General features: G+C 70.4%; 19 protein-coding genes and 1 tRNA gene. 12 read left to right on the top strand and 8 right to left on the bottom strand.

The features are described from left to right. Positions 1–29: 29 nt before the first annotated feature. The 3 genes from AB0I38_RS36020 to AB0I38_RS36010 are packed head-to-tail and all read right to left on the bottom strand — an operon-like array spanning position 30 to position 3237. Positions 30–1652 carry a GMC oxidoreductase gene (locus tag AB0I38_RS36020; RefSeq protein ID WP_358492120.1) on the bottom strand — a complete coding sequence of 541 codons (1623 nt, stop codon included), beginning with the start codon at positions 1650–1652 and terminating at the stop codon, positions 30–32. Positions 1653–1681: 29 nt separating this feature from the next. Next, a complete protein-coding gene (locus AB0I38_RS36015) occupies positions 1682–2161 on the bottom strand; it encodes a carboxymuconolactone decarboxylase family protein (RefSeq protein WP_358492115.1) in 480 nt (159 codons plus the stop codon). Further along, positions 2158–3237, bottom strand: coding sequence for an NAD(P)H-dependent amine dehydrogenase family protein (locus AB0I38_RS36010; RefSeq protein WP_358492108.1), 1080 nt, complete (start codon positions 3235–3237; stop codon positions 2158–2160). Before AB0I38_RS36010 ends, AB0I38_RS36015 begins: the two co-directional genes overlap by 4 nt. Positions 3238–3511: 274 nt before the next feature. Here AB0I38_RS36010 and AB0I38_RS36005 point away from each other — a divergent pair, with 274 nt between their 5' ends. Next, on the top strand, positions 3512–3727 hold the full coding sequence (locus AB0I38_RS36005; protein WP_358492105.1) for a hypothetical protein: 216 nt from the start codon (positions 3512–3514) through the stop codon (positions 3725–3727). Between the two features lie 47 nt (positions 3728–3774). Here AB0I38_RS36005 and AB0I38_RS36000 read toward each other — a convergent pair whose 3' ends face one another. After that, positions 3775–4578 (bottom strand): helix-turn-helix transcriptional regulator, encoded by an 804-nt coding sequence (locus tag AB0I38_RS36000; protein ID WP_358492101.1) that lies wholly within the window; start codon positions 4576–4578, stop codon positions 3775–3777. Positions 4579–4688: 110 nt separating this feature from the next. On the opposite strand from AB0I38_RS36000, the gene AB0I38_RS35995 reads away from it, so the two are divergent. The 6 genes from AB0I38_RS35995 to AB0I38_RS35970 all read left to right on the top strand — a co-directional run bounded on the left by AB0I38_RS35995 (position 4689) and on the right by AB0I38_RS35970 (position 9473). Beyond that, positions 4689–5699: an ABC transporter substrate-binding protein gene (locus AB0I38_RS35995; protein ID WP_358492095.1), complete on the top strand. Its 1011-nt coding sequence runs from the start codon at positions 4689–4691 to the stop codon at positions 5697–5699. Further along, on the top strand, positions 5696–6526 hold the full coding sequence (locus tag AB0I38_RS35990) for a siderophore-interacting protein (RefSeq protein ID WP_358492089.1): 831 nt from the start codon (positions 5696–5698) through the stop codon (positions 6524–6526). The genes AB0I38_RS35995 and AB0I38_RS35990 overlap by 4 nt, the downstream gene beginning before the upstream one ends. Further along, positions 6516–7505: a FecCD family ABC transporter permease gene (locus AB0I38_RS35985; protein ID WP_358492086.1), complete on the top strand. Its 990-nt coding sequence runs from the start codon at positions 6516–6518 to the stop codon at positions 7503–7505. Before AB0I38_RS35990 ends, AB0I38_RS35985 begins: the two co-directional genes overlap by 11 nt. Further along, positions 7502–8521 (top strand): FecCD family ABC transporter permease, encoded by a 1020-nt coding sequence (locus tag AB0I38_RS35980; RefSeq protein WP_358492081.1) that lies wholly within the window; start codon positions 7502–7504, stop codon positions 8519–8521. The genes AB0I38_RS35985 and AB0I38_RS35980 overlap by 4 nt, the downstream gene beginning before the upstream one ends. Further along, positions 8518–9342: an ABC transporter ATP-binding protein gene (locus AB0I38_RS35975; RefSeq protein ID WP_358492076.1), complete on the top strand. Its 825-nt coding sequence runs from the start codon at positions 8518–8520 to the stop codon at positions 9340–9342. Before AB0I38_RS35980 ends, AB0I38_RS35975 begins: the two co-directional genes overlap by 4 nt. A 54-nt stretch (positions 9343–9396) precedes the next feature. After that, a tRNA-Met gene (locus AB0I38_RS35970) sits at positions 9397–9473 on the top strand. 110 nt (positions 9474–9583) lie between these two features. Here the strand turns inward: AB0I38_RS35970 and AB0I38_RS35965 are convergent. Further along, positions 9584–10234, bottom strand: coding sequence for a hypothetical protein (locus tag AB0I38_RS35965; protein ID WP_358492073.1), 651 nt, complete (start codon positions 10232–10234; stop codon positions 9584–9586). 133 nt (positions 10235–10367) lie between these two features. Then, positions 10368–11123, bottom strand: a complete 756-nt coding sequence (locus AB0I38_RS35960) for a class I SAM-dependent methyltransferase (protein WP_358492068.1) — start codon at positions 11121–11123, stop codon at positions 10368–10370. 72 nt (positions 11124–11195) lie between these two features. Between AB0I38_RS35960 and AB0I38_RS35955 the strand changes: the two genes are divergently transcribed. Beyond that, positions 11196–11762 carry a CGNR zinc finger domain-containing protein gene (locus AB0I38_RS35955; RefSeq protein WP_358492062.1) on the top strand — a complete coding sequence of 189 codons (567 nt, stop codon included), beginning with the start codon at positions 11196–11198 and terminating at the stop codon, positions 11760–11762. Positions 11763–12083: 321 nt separating this feature from the next. Here AB0I38_RS35955 and AB0I38_RS35950 read toward each other — a convergent pair whose 3' ends face one another. After that, entirely contained in the window at positions 12084–12443 is a 360-nt protein-coding gene (locus tag AB0I38_RS35950) for a hypothetical protein (protein ID WP_358492058.1), read from the bottom strand. Positions 12444–12768: 325 nt separating this feature from the next. On the opposite strand from AB0I38_RS35950, the gene AB0I38_RS35945 reads away from it, so the two are divergent. The 4 genes from AB0I38_RS35945 (at position 12769) to AB0I38_RS35930 (ending at position 17195) form a co-directional block, all read left to right on the top strand. Continuing rightward, positions 12769–14595: a glycosyltransferase family 2 protein gene (locus AB0I38_RS35945; RefSeq protein WP_358492055.1), complete on the top strand. Its 1827-nt coding sequence runs from the start codon at positions 12769–12771 to the stop codon at positions 14593–14595. A gap of 74 nt (positions 14596–14669) precedes the next feature. After that, positions 14670–15674, top strand: a complete 1005-nt coding sequence (locus AB0I38_RS35940) for an energy-coupling factor ABC transporter permease (RefSeq protein WP_358492049.1) — start codon at positions 14670–14672, stop codon at positions 15672–15674. A 22-nt stretch (positions 15675–15696) separates the two neighbouring features. Continuing rightward, positions 15697–16455 (top strand): cobalt ECF transporter T component CbiQ, encoded by a 759-nt coding sequence (gene cbiQ / locus AB0I38_RS35935; protein WP_358492041.1) that lies wholly within the window; start codon positions 15697–15699, stop codon positions 16453–16455. Beyond that, complete coding sequence (locus AB0I38_RS35930) at positions 16452–17195, top strand: energy-coupling factor ABC transporter ATP-binding protein (protein WP_358492037.1); 744 nt, start codon at positions 16452–16454, stop codon at positions 17193–17195. The genes cbiQ and AB0I38_RS35930 overlap by 4 nt, the downstream gene beginning before the upstream one ends. Here the strand turns inward: AB0I38_RS35930 and AB0I38_RS35925 are convergent. After that, positions 17170–18189 (bottom strand): potassium channel family protein, encoded by a 1020-nt coding sequence (locus AB0I38_RS35925; protein ID WP_358492032.1) that lies wholly within the window; start codon positions 18187–18189, stop codon positions 17170–17172. The two genes, AB0I38_RS35930 and AB0I38_RS35925, sit on opposite strands and share 26 nt — an antisense overlap. Positions 18190–18208 lie beyond the last annotated feature (19 nt).

Below are 18208 nucleotides of genomic sequence, written 5' to 3'. Positions count from 1 at the left end.
GGGTGATCCGGCTACCAGGGACGAACCGCTCACAGGTCGGTGGCGATGATCCGCTCGATGTTCCGTTCGGCCAGCGCCGTGATGGTGACGAACGGGTTGACGCTGGTGTTGCCGGGGATCAGTGAACCGTCGATGACGTACAGGCCGGGGTAGGCGGTGAGGCGGCCGTAGTTGTCGGTGGCCTTGTTCAGCACCGCGCCGCCGAGCGGGTGGTAGGTGAGGCCGTCGCCCCAGATCTTGTTCGTGCCGAAGAGGTCGGACCGGTAGATCGTCCCCTCCTTGGAGTTGATCTTGTCGAAGATCGTCTTGGCCATGGTGATGGCCGGTTGCTTCCAGGCGGTCTGCCAGTTCAGGTCGACCCGGCCCGTCGCCGCGTTCCAGGAGAACTGGGCGCGGTTCGGGTTCTTGGTGATCGACAGGTAGAACGAGGCGTACGTCTCGATGCCGGTGGGCAGCGGCGCGACCTCGGCGAACGCGCCGCCCGCGGCCCAGTTGTCGATGCCGGAGCAGGGAATGGTCGACTGGAGCTTGCCGGTCGGGTCCCACAGGTGGTTGGCCCGGCCGCACATGACGTTGCCGTTGTCGCCCCAGCCCTTGCCGATCTCACTGTTCAGGTTGGGCAGGGCGCCGGTGGCTTTCAGCTTGACCAGCAGCTTGCTGGTGCCGACGCTGCCGGCGGCGAAGAACACCCGGTCCGCGGTGACGGTCTTGGTGGCCGTGGTGTCGCCGTTGGTGTTGAGCTGGGCGATGACGACCGTGTAGCCGCCGCCCGACGCCGGAGCGACCGAGGTGACCTGGTGCAGGGCCGAGATGGTGACCCTGCCGGTGGCCTTGGCCTGGGCGAGATAGGTCTTCTGCAGGGACTTCTTGCCGTGGTTGTTGCCGTAGAGGATCTCGCCGGCCAGCGCCGACTTGGTGACGGTGCCGGCCGCCTCCTGCTTCATGTAGTCCCAGTCGTACACGTCGGGGACGAAGACCCACGGGAAGCCGGACCGCTGGGCGTGCTTGCGGCCGACGCGGGAGTACTGGTAGCAGGCGGTGGTGTCGAACCAGGCCGGGTCGATGGAGCCGACGCCGAGCCCGGCGTTGGCGCGCGGGTAGTAGATGTCGTACATCTCGTCGGCGTTCACCGACGGGAGGATGGCGGCGAAGTTCTCGCGCTTGGGAGTGACCGCCATGCCGCCGTTGACCAGCGAGCCGCCGCCGACCCCGCGGCCCTGGTAGACCGTGATGCCGCTGAAGTCCTCGGCATCCAGGATGCCGGTGTAGCGAGAGATGTCCCGATCGATCGGGAAGCCGAGGAAGTAGTTGAGGGGCGCCTTGGTCCTGGTACGCAGCCAGTAGGAGCGGTGGTCCGGCTCCACCGTGTTGCAGAAGATCTTGCCGTCGGAGCCGGGAGTGTCCCAGGCCATGCCCATCTCGATCAGGTGCACGTCGACCCCCGCCTGGGCGAGGCGCAGGGCGGCGACGGAGCCGCCGTACCCGGTGCCGATCACCAGGGCGGGGACGTGCGCCCCGTTGGAGATCGGGCCGGCGGCGGCCCTGGCCGGGGTGGCGCGGCCAGACAGAGCCGCGAGCCCCAGGACGGAGCCGGTGCCGGCGATGAACCCACGACGGGAGACGCTGTTGGAACCAGGGACGGTGCCGCTCATCGGTCCTCACTCTCGAAACAGGACGGGTTCTACCTGGTGGGCAGCTTGCAGGCGGTGTCGAGGCCCAGTACGTGGTTGAGCCGGCCGAAGGCCAGCCAGGAGCCGATGCTCATGCTCAGCTCGACGATCTCCATCTGGCTGTAGCAGGCGGTCATCCGGGCCCAGAACTCGTCGTCGAGGCCGTGGTGGTCCAGCGCGTACCGCTCGGCGTACTCGGCGGCCAGCCGGGTGCGGTCGTCGAACGCGGCGGTGGTGCGCCAGTCGGTCACCGCGTCGGCGAACTCCTCCTCGACCTTCTGCCCGTCCCGTTCGGTCCGCCAGTCGAGGCAGAAGGCGCACCCGTTGATCTGCGCGATCCGCAGCCGCGCCGCCTCGAACTCGCGCAGGCCGAGGGTCGTGTGGGTGTAGACCGACATGGAGAACTTCGAGGCGGCGATCCCGATGCCGGGGACCATCTCGCCCCACACGTACGCGATCGGGTCCTGGCCCTCGGGGACGTCGATGTTCACGCGTGCTTCCTTCCGAGCCGGCCGGCCGCGGGACGCAGGGGGACGTCGAGCGCGTCGTAGAGCCCGGGTTTCGCGTCCACGAGCCAGTCGATGGCGTTCACCAGCCGGCCCGCCGCGGTGGCGTTGCCGCCCGCCGCTCGGTTGCCGTCCTCGTCGGTGGCCTCGACCGTGACCTCGATGCGCGGGCGGCCCTCGATGATCACTCGGTGCGCCCCGTCGCCGTCGGGCGGCGCCGGCCAGTCGGGCGCGCAGGACGGGTGGATGCGGGTGACGTGCTCGATCACGATGCGCGGCTCGCCCTCGACGATGCCCTGCACCTCGAACCGCACCGCGCCCTGGGTGCCGGCCTCGAACTCGCCCATCGACCGCGTGCTCACCGTGGAGTCGAGCGGGCGCCGGTCGAGGGTCTCGCGGATCTCGTCGAGCTCGACGCCGAGGGCCCTGGCCATCAGGCGTACCTGGCCGCCCCACACCATGGTCGGGACCGTCGGCGCGAGCATCGGCGGCTCGTAGTCCATCGGCTGGCCCATGCCGACCAGATAGCGGACCGAGTCGGGCTGGTCGTAGGTGGAGTAGTCGAAGATCTCCTGGCAGCGGACCACGTCCACGGTGGCGCCGAGCCCGCTGATCAGCAGCGGTAACACGTCGTTGCCCCAGCCGGGGTCCACGCCGGAGACGAACAATGAGCCGCCGCCGTCGACGATCGCGTCCAGCACCTGGCCGCGCAGCTCGGGCGGGGCGCTGCGGTGGTCGTAGAGGGCGTACAGGGCGGGGGTGACGACGACGGCGCCGGCGCGGATGGCCCGGACGACGTCGGCGAGGGCCTCGTCGGGACGGATGTCGCCGGACGCGGCGTACACCACGGCGCGAGGACCGGTGGCCAGCACCGCGTCGACGTCGCCGGTGGCCGCGACTCCCAGATCGTGGCCGAGGCCGCCGAGCTCGCCGGCGTCGCGGCCTGTCTTGCCGGGGTCGTGCACGAGTACGGCGGTGAGTTCCAGTGCCGGATGGGCCTCGACGGCGCGGATGGCCGCGCGGCCGACGTTGCCGGTGCCCCAAACGATCGTGGTGACCATGGCCGGAGCGTAACAAGCGCTTGGTTAGGTGTATAGCGTGCTTCCCAGACTCGCTCACAAGCGGGGGTTTGCGAAGTTTGCGGTGCTCTACTACGCGAAGATCAACCCAGCTATTCTCGCCACTGCAGGTTGACCCTGTCTCCACCAGGCCCTACGGACGCAATCTCGTATCGGAGCAGAGATGAACGATCGTCGCCCGACCGAAGCAGGCCACTCGGGAAGGCAGAGCCTTCCCTCTTGGAGTGAGCCCGCGCCTTCGTTGTCCGGTCGCGGGATGTCGGAAGACGAGAGTGTCCAGGTCACGATCGGCTCGAACGGGCTGGTCGAGCGCATCAAGATGGATCCCCGTGTGATGCGCGGAGGACCGGAAGAGGTCGCCGGGCTCGCCCGTGACGCGATGCGAAACGCCCAGCAGGACTGGTTCCGCCAGCTCGCCCAGGTGAAGGCCGCGCACGCGTCGGAGGCGCGGAAGGTCGAGGAGCGCCTGTAGAAGACCGGACGGGACCGCGCGAGATCCGAGCAAGGGTCCGTGATCGGTCAGGCGCGGCCGGCCTCGCGGAGGGTGTACTGGCCGGGGGTGCAGCCGTACTTCTTGGCGAAGGCGCTGATGAAGGCCGACGGCGTGGCGTACCCGACACGATGCGCGACCTCGGTCACCGGCTGGGTCTCCAGCAGCACGCAGGACGTGCGCAACCGGAGTTCGGTACGCCACCGTGAATACGGCATGCCGAACTCGCGGACGAAGTCGCGCTGCAGCGTCTTGACGCTGACATGCAGGCGTTCGGCCCATTCGTCGAGGCGGACCTGGGCGCCAGGGTCGTGCGACAGCGCGCGGGCGACCGTCATGGCGAAGCCGATGCCGGTGGCGTGGTGGCGCACGTAGTCGCGGGTGGAGGCGCCGAGCCCGGTCAGGATGCGTTCGCGGGCGGCGAGCGCGTCCTGCTCGTCGTATCCCGGAGCGGTGATCGCCTGGACGAGCCGCGCCGCCTCGTCGTCGATGGACACCGCGCCCGCGCGCAGCCCGCCGAGGGCCGGCGGCACCTGGCGCAGGCAGATCCGGTAGACGGTCTGCCAGTCGGCGGCGCGCACGTCGTGGCTCACGGCGCGCTGCGCCCAGAAGGCCTCGCCCGGCCCGACGAACCGCGCGTCGGCTCCGTGCCTGGTCGAAAGGACGCCGTCGGGCGACCAGTAGAGCTGGTGCAGGAAGTCCTGCCGGGGCTGGCCGAACTCGAGCACGGCGGCCGAGCGGTACTTGAGCACCAGGATGCCGTCGAGCCGGCCGAGGCCGTAGCCGTACTCCTCACAGCTCAGCGGGTCCGTGTAGTGACTTCCCGTCGACATTGGCTGACCTCCCAGCGACATCACCAGAAACTTAGGGAAGGGTAACCTAAGTACGTCTCGCTGATGAGATCAGCCCCCTCCTGACCTGCGACTCCCCTGAAGGAACCACCATGTCCTCACGACAGCCCAGACGCCTGGCCGCCCTGGCACTCATGTTCGCCCTGGTGACCGGTTGCGGTTCCACCGGCTCCGGTGAGGAATCCGGTGGCAAGGCCGAGGCCGGCGTCGCCGAGACCCGCGTCTTCACCGCCGACAACGGCGACGTCACGATCCCCGCCAAGCCGGAGCGCGTCGTGGCGACCGGTTACGCGGTTCCGGTGCTCATCGAGGTCAAGGCCCCGCTGGTCGGCATCTCCAGTTGGAAGCGCGGTCTCACGATGATGACCGACGAGGATCGCGCGACGTACGACTCCCTCACCAAGATCGCCGGGGAGACGGCCGCCGATACCAACTACGAGGCCGTCGCCCAGGCCAAGCCGGACCTGATCATCATCGGCGTGCCCAAGCCGGCGCTCGCCGACATCGACATGGACCGCCTCAAGTCCATCGCCCCCGTCGTCGCCATCGGGCCGAGCACCCCGGACGCGTGGCGCGAGCTGTCGCGACGCCAGTCCGACGCGGCGGGCGCGCTCGGCTCCTTCGAGACCGCCAAGACCGAGTACGAGAAGAAGGCGGCCGAGCTCGCCGCGAAGTACAAGACGGCCCTGGACGGCCTGAAGTTCGGCCACGTGGGCGCCTACGGCGAGGTCGCCAAGGGAACGTTCCACCGGGAGTTCGCCAGGTCGTGGGGCACCAACATCGCCGGGGACGTCGGCGTCACCTACTACGGCGAGGTCAAGGAGAAGGGCGGCAACGCCAGCGACATGTCGGAGTACCCGTCGATCGAGGAGCTGCCCGCGAGCCTCGGCGAGGCCGACGCCATCACCTACACGGTGGAGCCGGACGGCTCGGTCGGCGAGCCGGTGCAGTACGTGCTCGACTCCAAGCTGTGGAAGAACCTGCCCGCGGTCAAGGCCGGCAAGGCCTTCCCGCTGCGCTACACCGAGGCGGCGACGTACGCCTCGGCGCTCAAGACGCTGGACGCGATCGACGAGGCGCTCGCGCCGGTGCTCGCGAAATGAGCAGCGCGAGAACGAGCATCGACCGGCATGACCCGCGTGAACGGGTGGCGGCCCATCACCGCGAAGGCAAGGGCACCGTACGGATCGGCTACCCCATCGGAGTCCGCGAGCTCTCCGTCCTCGCGCGGGAGTACGTGACATCGCGCATGCTGCGCCTGACGCTCGGCGGGCCGGAGCTCGACGGGTTCCACACCTACCAGGCCGACGACCACATCAAGCTCGTGTTCCCCGACCCCGACGGCACCCGCCGGGTCCCGGTGCCCAACGACGAGCTGTCCCTCGACTGGCCCACGCCGTCGCCCGCCTCGCGCAAGTACACCGTGCGGCGCTTCGACCCCGACGCCGGCGAGCTCGACCTGGACTTCGTGCTCCACGACGGCGGACTCGCCTCGACCTGGGCGACCTCCGCCGAGGTGGGCGACCGGATCGTGATCGCCGGCCCGCCCGGGGCCAAGGCCTTCCCGCACACCTACGGCCACTACGTCTTCGCGGTCGACGCCACCGCGCTCCCCGCGCTCGCCCGCTGGCTGGAGGAGTCTCCGGCCGACGTGTCGGCCGACGTCGTGATCGAGACCGACGACGCCGACGAGCACGGCTACCCGCTGGCGTCGCGCGGCGGGGTGCGGGTCACCTGGCTCGTCCGCGAGGGCACGCGCAGCTCGCTCGCGGAGACCGTACAGGGACTGAGCCTGCCCGAGCGGCGGACCTTCCTGTTCGCGGCCGGGGAGGCGGGTGACATCAAACCGCTGCGCTCATGGAGCAAGGGCCGGCTCGACTCGCTGTTCACCGGCTACTGGAAGCGTGGAGTAGCCGGACTTGAGGACTGACGCGCCGACGCAGGCCGCGATCCTCGCCGGGTCCGCCGTGCTGCTCGTCGCCGTGGCGGGTGCCAGCGTGAGCGTCGGCGCGCACGCGGTCCCGCCGGCGGAGATCTGGCGAGCGTTCGCCGACTTCGCCGGCACCGACGACCACCTGATCGTCCGCGACGTGCGCGTGCCGCGGACGATCCTCGGCATCTGCGTGGGCGCCGCTCTCGGCGCCTCGGGCACCCTGATTCAGACGCTGACACGCAACCCGCTGGCCGAGCCCGGCGTCCTCGGCGTGACCGCGGGCGCCGGCTTCGCGATCACCCTGGGCGGCGTGCTCGGGCTCGCCGGGTCGCAGCCCGCCCAGTTGCTGCTCGCGGCCCTCGGCTCGGCGCTCGCCGCGCTCGTGGTCTACGCCGTCGGCCGGACCTCTCCGCTGCGGCTGGTCCTGGCCGGCGTCGCCCTCAGCTCCGTGCTCGCCGGCCTCTCGCTCGGCCTGCGGCTCATGCTGCCCGACGTGTTCGACACGTTCAGGTTCTGGTCCGTCGGGTCGCTGGCCGGCCGCGAGCAGGTCTCCCTCACTCTCCCGCTGGCCGCGATCGCCGTCGCGCTGGTCGCCGCACTGCTGGTGACCCGGCCACTGAACGCCATGGTGCTGGGGGAGCAGGTCGCCCACGCGCTCGGCGGTCACACCGTACGGACTCGGGTCGGCGTGCTGGTGATCGTCACCCTGCTCGCCGGGGCCGCCACGGCCGTGGCCGGGCCGATCGCCTTCGTCGGCCTCATGGTCCCGCACCTGGCCCGGCGGCTGTCCGCCGGATCGATCCCCTGGCTCATGGCCCACACGGTGGTGCTCGGCCCCGTCATGCTGCTGGTGTCGGACATCGCCTCGCGGGTCCTGCTGCCGACGGGTGAGGTGCCGGTCGCCATCGTCACCGCCTTCCTCGGCGGCCCGGTGCTCATTTGGGTCGTCCGGCGCTACGGGGCGGTATCTCTGTGAACACCATCGTGCTGCGCGTGGGCCGGTACTCCGTCCTGGTCGAACGGCGGACCGTCCTGGTGTCGCTCGCGCTCGCCGGCGCCGGGCTGGCCCTCGCTCTCGTCGGGCTCTGCCACGGCGCCTCCTGGGCCACGCCGTCGGAGGTGCTCTCGGCGCTCGCCGGCCGCGGCGACTCGGTGGTGGTGATCCGCGACTGGCGGCTGCCCCGCGTGGCCGCCGCGCTGGTCTTCGGCGCCTCGCTGGGGCTGGCCGGCGCGATCTTCCAGAACCTCACCCGCAACGCGCTCGGCAGCCCGGACGTCATCGGCCTCGACGCCGGGGCCTACACCGGCGCGCTGTTCGCGATCACCGTGCTGAGCGGGACCGCCGCGCAGCTCGCCATCGGCTCGGTGATCGGCGGGCTGCTGACCGCGCTGCTCATCTACGTCCTGTCGCTGAAGTCCGGGCTCAGCGGGCTGCGGTTGATCGTCATCGGCATCGCCGTGAACGCCATCCTGACCGCGGTCAACTCCTGGATCGAGCTGCGCGCGGAGCTGGACGTGGCCATCGCCGCGACCGGATGGAGCGCCGGTTCGCTGAACGGCATCGACTGGGATGAGGTCTACCTGCCGTTCCTCATCATCGGCGGGCTCATGCTGGTGCTCGTCACGCTGTCGCACGCCATGCACCAGGCCGCGCTCGGCGACGAACTCGCCGTCACCTCGGGCGTGAGCCTGAACCGGCTCCGGCTGCTGATCGTCCTGGTCGGCGTCGGCTGCACCGCCACGGTGACCGCGATCGCCGGGCCGATCGTGTTCATCGCGCTCGCCGCGCCCCAGATCGGCCGCCGCCTGGCCGGCGCGGCCGGCGTGACCCTGGTGCCCGCCGCGTTGACCGGCGCGGCGCTGCTCATGGCCGCCGACCTCGTCGCCCAACTGCTGCTGGCGCCGATGGCGCTGCCGGTCGGCGTGGTGACGACCGCGATCGGCGGGTGCTATCTCATCTGGCTGCTCTTCAGGGAAGTGAAGCGACCGTGACCACACGCCCGACCACACGCCCATCCACACGTCCGGCCGCGCCTTCGGCCACGCGGCTCGCCGCCCGGGACGTCACCCTCGCGTACGGCGAGCGGGTGGTCTCGGCGAACGTCGACCTCGACATCATGGACGGCGCGTTCACCGCCATCATCGGCCCCAACGCCTGCGGAAAGTCGACCATGCTCCGGTCCTTCGTGCGGCTGCTCAAGCCCACGACCGGCACGATCTCCTTCGACGGCCGCGACATCTCCGGCTACAAGCCCAAGTCCATCGCCCGGGAGGTCGGATTCCTGCCCCAGCAGCTCGCCGCCCCGGAGAACATCGCCGTCAAACGGCTCGTCGCCCGTGGCCGCTACCCGCACCAGTCGCTGCTGTCCACCTGGTCGGCGGAGGACGAGCGGGCCGTGACCGGGGCTCTCGCCGCGGCCGGCGTCGAGGAGCTGGCCGAGCGGCTGGTGGAGGAGCTGTCCGGCGGCCAGCGCCAGCGGGTGTGGGTCGCGATGGTGCTGGCCCAGGAGACGCCCTACCTCCTGCTCGACGAGCCCACGACGTTTCTCGACATCACGCACCAGTACGAGTTGCTCGCCCTGTTCGCCCGGCTGCGTGACGAGGGACGCACGGTCATCGCCGTGCTGCACGACATCAACCAGGCCTGCCGGTTCGCCGACCACCTCGTGGCCATGAAGGACGGGCGGGTCGTCGCCCAGGGCGCACCGGCCGACATCGTGGACGCGGCCCTCATCCAGGAGGTGTTCGACCTGCCGTGCATCGTGGTGCCCGACCCCGCCGTCGGCACCCCCATGATCGTGCCCACCCCCTGAAGTCTCCGAGCCTGGCGCGAGCGGTCCAGAAGTCGGGTAGTCTTATCTCAGCGACGCGGGGTGGAGCAGTTCGGTAGCTCGCTGGGCTCATAACCCAGAGGTCGTAGGTTCAAATCCTGCCCCCGCTACCAATCGAAACGCCCTCCGGGAGATCCTCCCGGAGGGCGTTTCGCATGTCAGCCTGGCCGATGGGTGCACGGCCCGGAGAGCCGGGCCGCGCCGGTGGGTGTGGTCAGCCGGTTCAGACGCCGGGGAACTGCGCGTCCGGGCAGCACTTCAGCTGGAAGTCCTTGAACCGCTTCACCGTCGCCTGCCGGGCGGCTTTCTTCTGCTCCGGCGTCATCTGGCTCCAGGGGGTCCCTTGGGTCTTCGCGCCGCCGTGGGCCATCGTGAAGGACTGGTAGCGCTTGTAGCAGTCACGTCCCTGCGCGGTCCTGTCCTGCCTGAAGGCGCGGACGCAGGTACGCTCCGCCGCCTGCCAGGCGGCGATCTTCTTGGAGTCGGGGCCCGAACGGTCGTGATCGTGGTCCCGGTCCCGGTTCTGGTCCCGGCCACGGTCGTGGTCCCAGTCACGGCCCCGGTCCTGGTCGTGGTCATGGTCACGATCCTGGTTCGGGCCACGGCCCTGGTCCCGGCCATGGTCGTGGTCATGGCCATGGTCCTGGTTCGGGCCACGGTCATGGTCGTGGTCACGGCCCCGGTCCTGGTTCGGGCCACGGCCACGGTCACGGTCACGGTCGTGGTCATGGTCGGACACGGAGGACGCCGGCTGCGGCGCCGCGCCCGCGCACACGGGGCCCTGCGTCTGGGCGTAGGCGGCGCCGGATCCGAAGCCGGGGACGGCGCAGGAGGTGAGCACGATGGCGCCGACCACCCGGGTAAGCGCGGGCATGAGATTTTTGTTGTTCATGCACCTTGCTTGTAGTGACCCTGGTGGCCGGCCTCACCTCGGGCGCGCGTGCCGGGGCCGATTCTTGGCGGCGGCTTGGGGAGCGTGTGAGGGTGGGGCGGGGTAAACGTCCCGATCAGTCGCGGATGGCGCACAGCAGGCGGTTGTTACCGCGCTGCCACAGGGTGCCGGTTTCGCGGAACCCCGACTCGCGGAGGGCGTCGACGTGGGTGGACAGCAGGCGCGACTCGGAGCCGTGGTGATCGGCGCCCGCGGTGGCGCGCTCGGCGTGGAGGCCGGCGAAGGCGGGGTCGGCGGCGATCGCGTCCCACCACTGGCGCCAGTCCTCGGGGCGGTCACCGGCGAACCTGCGCTCGGTCTCCCGGTCGTGTACGGCGAGTTCGAGGCGGGCGATGGCCGGGGTGGTGTCGTCGGTGTCGAGGTGGTCGCCGTTGAGCAGCAGACCGCCGGGGCGTAGGACACCGGCCAGTTCGGCGTACATCGGCCGGAGGTCCTGCTCGGAGATCCAGTGCAGCGCCGTGGTGCTCACCGCGGCGTCGGCGGGCCGGTCCAGGCCGAGCGACCGTGACCAGCCGGGGCTGCGCAGGTCGGCGGAGACGAACGTGAGCCGAGGGTAGGCGGCCCGCCCGAGCCCGAGCAGCAGCGGGTCGGCGTCGACCGAGATGACGGTGGCCTTGGGCAGCCGGTCGAGCAGTCGGGCGGAGAGCGATCCGGGGCCGCAGCCGAGGTCGATGACCAGCGGATCGGGGCGGTCAAGGGCCTCGACCGCGTCGATCAGCGCGGTGAAGCGCTCCTCGCGGTCGGGCAGGTAACCCTCCTGCTGGCGGTCCCAGCGCGCGATCCAGTCGAGTGCGGCATCGTGGGTGAGCACAATCGTCTCCTTGTAACTGTCGTTTAAGCTTGCAACAGTCACAAGCTAGAACACAAAGGTGTAACCGGTCAATTGAACTTCAACAGTCACACGGATCTGGTCGTGCGGGTGGCGGTGGAGCTGGTCAACGCGCTGACCCCAGGCGAGGGGCATGGCCGGGCCGTCCCACCGAGCGGCGAGCGCGCCGCGGTCGCCAACAGCGCCCTGCGCGCCGTCTACCCGAGCCATCGCGAAGTCACCGAGGCGGAGGCCGGCGAGCTCGCCGCGACCGCGGCCCGGCTCCGCGCCGTCTTCGAGGCGGTCGCGCGGGGCGACCTCGACGCGGCCGCTCAGCAGGTCAACGACCTGCTGGAGGAGACCCATGCCCGGCCCATGCTCGAACGGCACGACGGCGAGCCCTGGCATCTGCACTTCCACGGGCCCGGCGGCACCATGGCCGGCGACTGGGCGGCGAGCTGTGCCACCGGGCTCGCGATGGTGCTGGGCAGTGAGTTCGGCGACCGCCTCGGCGTGTGCACGGCGCCACACTGCGACCGCGTGTACGTGGACGTCTCACGCAACGGCACCCGCCGGTTCTGCTCCACGACCTGCCAGAACCGGGTCAAGACGGCGGCCTTCCGGGCCAGGGGCAGAGCGTGACCGGGGCCGGTCCCCCTGCTCCAGCTCCCCGGAGTGCGGCCGGGGAGCTGGAGCCCGTTTCATTCAGCGGCGAGCCGCTCCGCCTCTTCGTGCAGGGCCACGATCAGGACCAGCTCCAGCTGGATCGCTTCGAGATCGGACACCGCGAGGCCGTCTAGGACGCGCATGGTGGGCCTCCCTGGTCATAGGACGCCCCATGAGTCACATCGGTTTACCGTCGCTGGAGGAGTTCATTACCTGAAGCGTTCCCAGGCCGACTGGCGCGTCATGCCGAGGGAGGCGCCGATGCGCTCCCAGCTGACGTCGCGGGTGCGCAGAACGTCAGGCCACGCCTGACAAGCGAGTGACCCGCTCGCGTTCCATCTGGGCCTGGATGATCTCCTGCCGTTCCTCGTTGATCTTGCGGCAGATCGTCACGTAGGCGTTGAGCACCTTGCGGTACGCCTGGCGTGCCTCGTCGAGCTGGGAGGTGAGCATGAGGATCCGTACGGGATCGCCCTCCTGCTCGGCCTCGGCGAGCAGTGCCCGCGCCTCGTCCACGATCTCCTCCGCCCGCACCCTTGTACGGCGAAGCAGCGCCGAGCACTCGTGGAGCTCTCCCAGCCGCGCTGAGGAGACGATGAACTCGGCAGTGTGCACGGCCGAGCCGGACGCCATCCGGCTACGCAGATCAGGTCCCAATTCCGCCACCTCCCCGGTCAAGGTTGCCTAAGCGTAGACGCGCCGGGGCCCCCAATGGATCACCTGCGATCCCGGAGGGTAAGGCACCCCTCCCGGTGGAGAAAGTTCTCCACTCCGGGTGGGAAAACACCGTCCCCGCAGGTGATTCGCTGGTCACTAATTGTGGTATTTGGCGGATTTACCTGCGCTGATCTGTGCTTCACGGCGAATCGTCCGGGACGGGAAATGCGGAGGACGAAGACCGGCGATCGACCCCCCGAGAACCGGCGTTGGTCACATACTGAAACGAGTCGGAAGCGAATCGTAACGGCTGAGGGGCACGGCTGTGACAGTGACGACATCGGGCAACGGCGAAGGGGCGGTGGATGTCAGCGTCGTCATCCCGGCTCGCAACGCCCGCCCCTACCTGGACCGATGCCTTACCTCGGCGCTCGTCCAGCGGGTGCGCAAGGAGATCGTGGTCGTCGACGACGGGTCCACGGACGGCACCGCCGAGCTGCTGGAGCTCTATGCCTCCTATCACCGCGAGGCCGTCAAGGTGGTCCACCTCGACGGCCTCGCGGGCAGAGGCGCCGGACGGCCGCGCAACGTCGGCCTCCAGCACGCCACCGGGCGCTACGTCTTCTTCTGCGACGCCGACGACTACCTCGGCGCCGAAGCCCTGGAGCGGATGGTCGCCATGGCCGACCGCAACGGCTCCGACATCGTGCTCGGCCGGATCGCCGGCCACGGCCGCCGGGCCCCGGTCTCGATGTTCACGCGCGACACCGAGCGGGCCGGCTTAGCCGACAGCGCCGTCTACAACAGCCTGTGCTGCTTCAAGCTCTACCGCCGCGACCTGCTCGAACGGCATCGCATCAGGTTCGCCGAGGGCATGCTCGTCGGCGAGGACCTCCACTTCACCGTGCACGCCTACTGTCACGCCGGCGTCATCTCCGTCGTCGCCGACTACGACTGCTATCACCTGGTCGACCGGCCCGACGGCAGCAGCATCATGCAGCAGCCCGCCAGCAGGGACCCGGTCGACTGGCTGGCGATGATCAGGGGCCCGATCCGGCTGATGACCGAGCACATCGCGCCCGGGCCGCTGCGCGACCACCTGCTCGTCCGGCACTTCCGGCTCGACGCGCTGGCCCAGCTCGGCGCCCCGTTCCTGGCGGCCGACGAGGTGCGGCGCAAGGACATCGCCGAAGGCGTGGCCGTGCTCTGCGACGAGTGGCTGACCCCGGGTGTCTACGAGCGGCTGGGCCGCACCGACCGGGAGCGGCTGGCGGCCCTCGGCGATGTCGACCGGCTGGCGCGGCTGGCCCGCATCGAGAACGCCGCCGTGCGCCGCCGCCTCACCGGGCTGCGCTGGGAGGCCGACCGGCTGGTGGTCTCCGGCACGGCCGCGCTCGACGGCATGCGCGTGCACCACGGCATCTCCGTGGTGCTGCGGGCCCGGCGCGAGCCGGCGGCCGAGGTGGTGGTGCCCGCCGGCTACGACGGCGACGAGTTCACCGCCCTGGTCGACGTGGGCGCGCTCGACTCCGGGATCTGGGACCTGCGGGTCGCGATCGAGCTGGAGGGCGTCGTCAGGTCCGGCCGGCTGGGCGCCGACCGTGACGACGACGTGGTCCGGCCCGCGCCCCGGCTCATCGACGGACTCATCACCATGCCGTACTTCACCAGGGACAACGGCAACCTCAGCATCGACGTCGGCGGGCACCTGCGGGCGGTGCCCGGCAACGCGCGGCTGACCAGGACCAGGTGGTCGCTCGGCCACCGGCTGGCGATGGACGGCGAGGTCACGGTCGCCGGGGCGGCTCCCGAGGCGGCGGCCGTGCGCCGGGTGGTCTGGCGCGAGCGGCACACGGGCAGCGAGCACGCCGAGCCGGTGGTGGCCCTGCCGGGCGGCGGTTTCGCGGCCCGGCCCGCGGTGGGCAGGTTAGCGCCCGGCACCTGGGACGCCTATCTGGAGCTGGAGCTGGGCGGGCCGCCGGCGAGGTTCAGGATCGCGGCCGACGCGGAGACGGTCACCGGTCCGTGCCGGTTGCGGACGGCGGCCCTGCTCAGGAGCGTGCGGCCGTACGTCACCCAGGGCAAGGGGAGATTGAGTGCCGTTGTGCGGAAGATCACGGCTCGTGCCCTGGTGAGAAGGTTCCTTCGCTAATTGCCATCTATGTGCAACTGCAAGGCGATGTCCTAAAGTAGGCCCTGTTCTTCTCGCCTCTTTCGGAGGATGTCGTGCACGTACCCGATGGCTTCTTCAACGCGGCCGTGTCCATCTCGGCCGGAGCGGTCGCGGCCGCCGGTGTCGCGGTGTGCCTGCGCGGCGCCAAGCGCGAGCTCGACGACCGCACCGCGCCCATGGCGGGTCTCGTCGCCGCGTTCATCTTCGCCGTCCAGATGCTCAACTTCCCGGTCGCCGCGGGCACCAGCGGCCACCTGCTCGGAGGCGCGCTGGCCGCGATACTCGTCGGGCCATACACAGGTGTCCTGTGCATGGCCGTGGTCCTGCTCGTGCAGGGCGTGTTCTTCGCCGACGGCGGGCTGACGGCGCTGGGCGTCAATGTCACGATCATGGGCGTCGTCACCGTGCTGGTCGGCTGGGGCGTCTTCCTGCTCGTCAGTCGCGTGGCCAGAGGCAAGGGCGCCATCACGGTGGCCGCGTTCCTCGCCGCGCTGGTCTCGGTGCCCGCCTCCGCGCTGGCGTTCACGCTGCTGTTCTGGATCGGCGGCACCGCGCCGATCGAGGTGTCCGCGGTGGCCGCCGCGATGGGCGGGGTGCACGTGCTGATCGGCGTCGGCGAGGCCGTGATCACCGCGCTCACCGTGGGCGCGGTGCTGGCCGTCCGGCCCGACCTGGTGTACGGCGCGCGCGGGCTGGCCGCACCGCTGGTGCTGCGGGGCGCCGAGGGCACCACGACGGTGCAGCCCGAGCAGCCGGTGGCCACGGGCGGCGGGATCAGGCCGTTCCTGCTGGGTGGCCTCGGCGTGACGGCGGTGCTGGCCGGTGTGGTGTCCTTCTTCGCCTCCTCCAGCCCCGACGGGCTCGAATCGGTCGCCGAGGAGAAGGGCTTCCTCGGCCAGGCCACCGACCACCTGTTCGGGTCATGGGCGCTGGCCGACTACGGTGACGTGGGCGGCATCCCGGTGGGCGTCGCGGGGATCCTCGGCGTGGGCCTGGTGCTGCTCATCGCCGGAGCCGTGGTTTACGCCGCGCGCGGCCGCGACAGGGTCAAGGTCTGAGCACGTGAACGAGAGACGGTGAATGGTGGGCGCGGGGCATCGGCATCAGCTCTATCTGCCGGGTGATTCGGCCGTGCACCGGCTGCCGCCGCAGTGCAAGCTGCTCGCCGTCTTCTCCTTCGCCCTCGTGGTCGTCGCCACGCCGAGGGAGCGGTTCTGGGCGTTCGCGGTCTACGCCGTGATGCTGGTGGCGGTCGCGCTGCTCGCCAGGGTGCCCCTGCCCTACGTCCTGCGGCGGATGGTGATCGAGCTGCCCTTCGTGCTGTTCGCCTTCCTCATCCCCGTCATCGGGATGGGGGAGCGCACCACGGTGCTCGGGCTCTCGCTGAGCGTCGAAGGGCTCTGGGCGGCGTGGAACATCCTGGCCAAGGCGACCCTCGGCGTGGTCGCCTCCATCCTGCTGGCCGCCACGACCGAGCCGCGCGTCATTCTGCTCGGCGCCCAGCGGCTCCGGCTGCCGAGCCTGCTGGTGCAGATCGCCATGTTCATGCTCCGCTATCTGGACGTGATCCTGGACGAGATGCGGCGGATGAAGGTGGCCCGGGAGTCCCGGGGGTTCGAAGCACGAAATTTCCGGCACATCCCGGTGATCGCCCGGTCGGCCGGTGCCCTGTTCATCCGCTCGTACGAGCGGGGTGAGAGGGTGCATCTGGCGATGCTGAGCCGCGGCTATTCGGGCCAGATGCCGATAATCGGCGAAATTTCGGCATCTGCTAAGCAGTGGGGAGCCGCGCTCGCCCTGCCGATCCTCGCTCTAGCGGTGTTGGGACTGTCGCTGTGAACTCTCTCGAAGTAAGCCGGCTCGCCTACGCCTACCCCGACGGGACCCAGGCCCTGTTCGGCGTCGACTTCACGATCGGCAGGGGAGAGCGGGTCGCGCTGCTCGGCCCCAACGGCGCCGGCAAGACCACGCTGGTCATGCACCTCAACGGCATCCTCTCCGCCGGGCACGGCACGGTCGCCGTGGCCGGCACTCCCGTGCGCAAGGACACGCTCAAGGAGATCAGGCAGCGCGTCGGCCTGGTCTTCCAGGATCCCGACGACCAGCTCTTCATGCCCACGGTCAGGGACGACGTCGCCTTCGGCCCGGCCAACTCGGGCCTCGCCGGCGAGGAGCTGGAACGCGTCGTCAAGGAGGCTCTCGACCGGGTCGGCATGCTCGACGCCATCGACCGGCCGCCCCACCACCTGTCGTACGGCCAGCGCCGCAGGGTGGCCGTGGCGACCGTGCTGGCGATGGCGCCCGAGATCCTGGTGCTGGACGAGCCGTCGTCCAACCTCGACCCGGCCGCCCGCCGGGAGCTGGCCGAGATCCTGCGCTCGCTCGACGTCACCGTGCTCATGGTCACCCACGACCTGCCGTACGCGCTGGAGCTCTGCGACCGCTCGCTCATCCTGTCGGACGGTGTGATCGCCGCCGACGGGCCCACCCGCGACCTGCTGGCCGACGCCGAGCTGCTCGCCGCCCACCGCCTGGAGCTGCCGTACGGCTTCGCTATTCCGGCGGCGGAACGTGGATGACCACGAGCCGGTCGCCGGCCAGGAGCGTTGAGACGCGCGGGTCGGCGTAGGTCATGACCTCGCGGCCCCTGACCACGGCCACCACGATCTCGTCGCACGCGGTCGGCGACTTGCCGACCTCCTCGGGCGCCACCGCGCGCTCGAGCAGGTCGAGCCCCTTGCCGTAGGCGAGGAAGTCCTCGATCAGGGTGCTGACCGCCGGGCTCTGGGTGGCCACGCCGAGCATCCGGCCCGCGGCCTCGGACGAGGTGATCACCACGTCGGCGCCGCTCTGCCGTACCAGCGGGTCGTTCTCGGCCTCCCGGACGGCGGCCACGATCGTCGCGGTGGGGTTGAGGCTGCGGGCCGTGAGCGTCACCAGCGCCGAGGTGTCGTCGCGCTGGGTGGCGACGATGACCTCCCTGGCGGTGCCGATCCGGGCGCGGTTGAGCACGTGACTGCGGGTGCCGTCGCCGACGACCCCGACGAACCCGTCGGCCGTGGCCTCGTCGATCATCGCCGGCTGGGGGTCGACCACCACGATCGAGTCGGGGGTCCGCTCGTTCTCCAGCAGCGTGCGGATCGCCGCACGGCCCTTGGTGCCGTAGCCGATGATCACCGTGTGATCGTGCAACCTGGCCCTCCAGCGTTCGATCCTGATGGCGTCACGGGTGCGCCTGGTGAGAACCTCAAGGGTGGTGCCCACGAGGACGACGAGGAACGCGATGCGCAACGGGGTGACGGCCACGATGTTGACGATCCTGGCCTCGGCGCTGACCGGGGTGATGTCACCGTAACCCGTGGTGGAGATCGACACCGTGACGTAGTAGAGCGCGTCGAGCAGCGACACCTTGCCGTCGGCGGTGTCGCGGTAGCCGTCCAGATCCATCGCCACCAGCGCGAACATGGCGGCCACGATCGCCGCCGCGATCGCCATCCGGCGCAACACCGCTCGCAGCGGGCTCAACGGGATGGACGGAAGGCGCACTCCCGTATCCGACTCGTCCTCCCGCATGCGACTGATCGTAGTTGTG

The sequence above is a fragment of the Nonomuraea cavernae genome (assembly GCF_040655715.1).
Lineage (GTDB): Bacteria > Actinomycetota > Actinomycetes > Streptosporangiales > Streptosporangiaceae > Nonomuraea > Nonomuraea cavernae_A.
The sequence above is the reverse complement of the archived record's forward strand: the minus strand, read 5'-3'. Positions and strand labels throughout refer to the sequence as shown.

What these genes read in the sequence shown, in the direction of transcription:
- AB0I38_RS36010 (WP_358492108.1), bottom strand. Translation starts at nt 3,237, where the DNA reads ATGGTCACCACGATCGTTTGGGGCACCGGCAACGTCGGCCGCGCGGCC.
- AB0I38_RS36020 (WP_358492120.1), bottom strand. Translation starts at nt 1,652, where the DNA reads ATGAGCGGCACCGTCCCTGGTTCCAACAGCGTCTCCCGTCGTGGGTTC.
- cbiQ (WP_358492041.1), top strand. Translation starts at nt 15,697, where the DNA reads ATGGTGGGCGCGGGGCATCGGCATCAGCTCTATCTGCCGGGTGATTCG.
- AB0I38_RS35995 (WP_358492095.1), top strand. Translation starts at nt 4,689, where the DNA reads ATGTCCTCACGACAGCCCAGACGCCTGGCCGCCCTGGCACTCATGTTC.
- AB0I38_RS35990 (WP_358492089.1), top strand. Translation starts at nt 5,696, where the DNA reads ATGAGCAGCGCGAGAACGAGCATCGACCGGCATGACCCGCGTGAACGG.
- AB0I38_RS35925 (WP_358492032.1), bottom strand. Translation starts at nt 18,189, where the DNA reads ATGCGGGAGGACGAGTCGGATACGGGAGTGCGCCTTCCGTCCATCCCG.
- AB0I38_RS36000 (WP_358492101.1), bottom strand. Translation starts at nt 4,578, where the DNA reads ATGTCGACGGGAAGTCACTACACGGACCCGCTGAGCTGTGAGGAGTAC.
- AB0I38_RS36005 (WP_358492105.1), top strand. Translation starts at nt 3,512, where the DNA reads ATGTCGGAAGACGAGAGTGTCCAGGTCACGATCGGCTCGAACGGGCTG.
- AB0I38_RS35965 (WP_358492073.1), bottom strand. Translation starts at nt 10,234, where the DNA reads ATGCCCGCGCTTACCCGGGTGGTCGGCGCCATCGTGCTCACCTCCTGC.